This window comes from Eisenbergiella sp. OF01-20 (assembly GCF_003478085.1).
Lineage (GTDB): Bacteria > Bacillota > Clostridia > Lachnospirales > Lachnospiraceae > Eisenbergiella.
This window is the reverse complement of record NZ_QUES01000079.1, coordinates 1-3,086: the sequence shown is the minus strand read 5'-3', so window position 1 is coordinate 3,086 and position 3,086 is coordinate 1. Positions and strand designations below refer to the sequence as shown.

At 51.4% G+C, this 3,086-nt stretch carries 1 rRNA gene; it reads right to left on the bottom strand.

Going from position 1 to position 3,086, the window contains the following annotated elements:
- Nucleotides 1-13 precede the first annotated feature (13 nt).
- Nucleotides 14-2,914, bottom strand: a 23S ribosomal RNA gene (locus DXA36_RS32420).
- Nucleotides 2,915-3,086 lie beyond the last annotated feature (172 nt).

Here is a 3,086-nt window from a genome sequence, read left to right as displayed (position 1 = left end):
TCTTTCTTACCTTCAGGATAAGCCCTCGACCGATTAGTACTGGTCAGCTCCATACATTGCTGCACTTCCACCTCCAGCCTATCTACCTCATACTCTCTAAGGGGTCTTACTTATTGGGATATCTCATCTTGAGGGGGGCTTCACGCTTAGATGCCTTCAGCGTTTATCCCTGCCGGACTTGGCTACTCTGCCATGGCTTTGGTAGCCAACAGATACACCAGCGGTCCGTCCATCCCGGTCCTCTCGTACTAAGGACAGCTCCTCTCAAATATCCTTCGCCTGCGCCGGATAGGGACCGAACTGTCTCACGACGTTCTGAACCCAGCTCGCGTACCGCTTTAATGGGCGAACAGCCCAACCCTTGGGACCTGCTACAGCCCCAGGATGCGATGAGCCGACATCGAGGTGCCAAACCACTCCGTCGATGTGAACTCTTGGGAGTGATAAGCCTGTTATCCCCAGGGTAGCTTTTATCCGTTGAGCGATGGCATTCCCACTTAATACCACCGGATCACTAAGTCCTACTTTCGTACCTGTTCCACCCGTCGGTGTCACAGTCAAGCTCCCTTATGCCTTTGCACTCTTCGGATGGTTTCCAACCATCCTGAGGGAACCTTTGAGCGCCTCCGATACCCTTTCGGAGGCGACCGCCCCAGTCAAACTCCCCGCCAGACATTGTCCCCCGCCCGGGTCACGGGCGCAGGTTAGAAACCCAATGCTGCAAGAGTGGTATCCCAACAGTGACTCCATGATTACTGGCGTAATCACTTCCCAGTCTCCCACCTATCCTGTACATACAGCATCGAATCCCAGTATCAAGCTGGAGTAAAGCTCCATGGGGTCTTTCCGTCCTGGCGCAGGTAACCAGCATCTTCACTGGTACTTCAATTTCACCGGGTGCATTGTCGAGACAGCGCTCAAATCATTACGCCTTTCGTGCGGGTCGGAACTTACCCGACAAGGAATTTCGCTACCTTAGGACCGTTATAGTTACGGCCGCCGTTTACTGGGGCTTAAATTCGGAGCTTCGTTGCCTGACTCCTCCTCTTAACCTTCCAGCACCGGGCAGGCGTCAGCCCATATACCTCACCTTTCGGTTTCGCATAGACCTGTGTTTTTGCTAAACAGTTGCTTGAGCCTATTCTCTGCGGCCTCCTTTCAGAGGCACCCCTTCTCCCGAAGTTACGGGGTCATTTTGCCGAGTTCCTTAACAATGCTTCTCCCGCCGGCCTTAGGATTCTCTCCTCATCCACCTGTGTCGGTTTACGGTACGGGTATCATATGAACAATAGCGGCTTTTCTCGACAGCTGGCTCACCTGCTTCCCTACTTTAATTCGGTACGCGTCACGGCTTCAGATTGCCAGGCGGTTTTTCCAACCTGACTCTTACTCCGCTTGCACCGGGTTTCCCTTTCCCGGCTCAGGCTTTCCCTCTGTGTCCCCACAGTTCTGTCATATGATAGTACAGGAATCTCAACCTGTTGTCCATCGGCTACGTCTTTCGACCTCGCCTTAGGCCCCGACTTACCCAGGGCAGATCAGCTTTACCCTGGAAACCTTAGATATTCGGCCTGGAGGATTCCCACCTCCATCTCGCTACTCATTCCGGCATTCTCTCTTCTTGCCAGTCCACAATGCCTTACAGCACTGCTTCTTCCCGGTAAGAATGCTCCTCTACCAACGCAGTCACCTGCGTTCCTAAGCTTCGGTGTCGTGTTTCAGCCCCGGACATTTTCGGCGCAGGACCTCTCGACTAGTGAGCTATTACGCACTCTTTGAATGTATGGCTGCTTCTAAGCCAACATCCTAGTTGTCTCTGAAATCCCACATCCTTTTCCACTTAACACGTACTTTGGGACCTTAGCTGTAGGTCTGGGCTCTTTCCCTTTTGACTGCCCAACTTATCTCGTGCAGTCTGACTCCCATATAACATTCCTATGGCATTCGGAGTTTGATATTCTTCGGTAGACTTTGACGCCCCCTAGGAAATTCAGTGCTCTACCTCCATGGAACTCACATGAGGCTAGCCCTAAAGCTATTTCGAGGAGAACCAGCTATCTCCGGGTTCGATTGGAATTTCTCCCCTATCCACACCTCATCGCCACCCTTTTCAACGGATGTGCGTTCGGTCCTCCATTGCCTTTTACGGCAACTTCAACCTGGACATGGATAGATCACCCGGTTTCGGGTCTGCAGATACTGACTCATTATCCAATGGATAATTTACGCGCAGTTAACACTTGGTTTCCCTTCGGCTCCGTCCCTTAAGGACTTAACCTCGCCAGCACCCACAACTCGCCGGACCGTTCTACAAAAAGTACGCGGTTGTACCCTGACGGTACTTCCACAGCTTGTAAACACAAGGTTTCAGGTTCTCTTTCACTCCCCTCCCGGGGTCCTTTTCACCTTTCCTTCACAGTACTATGCGCTATCGGTCACTAAGGAGTATTTAGCCTTACGGGGTGGTCCCCGCTTATTCCCACAAGGTTTCTCGTGTCTCGTGGTACTCTGGATCCTGCTGTCCAAACTTGGTTTTCGCTTACGGGGCTTTCACCCTCTCTGGCCGGTCTTTCCAGGACCGTTCTGCTAACCTCATTCATAACGTATGCAGTCCGAACCCCAGCATGCACGCACGCTGGTTTGGGCTCTTCCGTTTTCGCTCGCCGCTACTCACAGAATCGATATATTTTCTTTCTCTTCCTCCGGCTACTTAGATGTTTCAGTTCACCGGGTTCCCTCCGCATCCCTATGGATTCAGAATACGGTGACGGAGGATTTCTCCGCCGGGTTTCCCCATTCAGACATCTGCGGGTCAATGGATATTTGCTCCTCACCGCAGCTTTTCGCAGCTTATCACGTCTTTCATCGGCTCTTAGTGCCAAGGCATCCACCTTGTGCTCTTTATAGCTTAACCTGTTTGTAACTCGTCCTTGTGTGGTCTCGTTACGGCATACATAGCGTTGTATGCTCTTTTGGTATTTCTTATCCAATCCTTCCGGATTGGTTATTGCTTGTTTTGGATGTCTTCTCGTTTATCTTCTTCTATCCGGTCGGTTTCTTTATTTAAAAACCTTCCATATAGACGT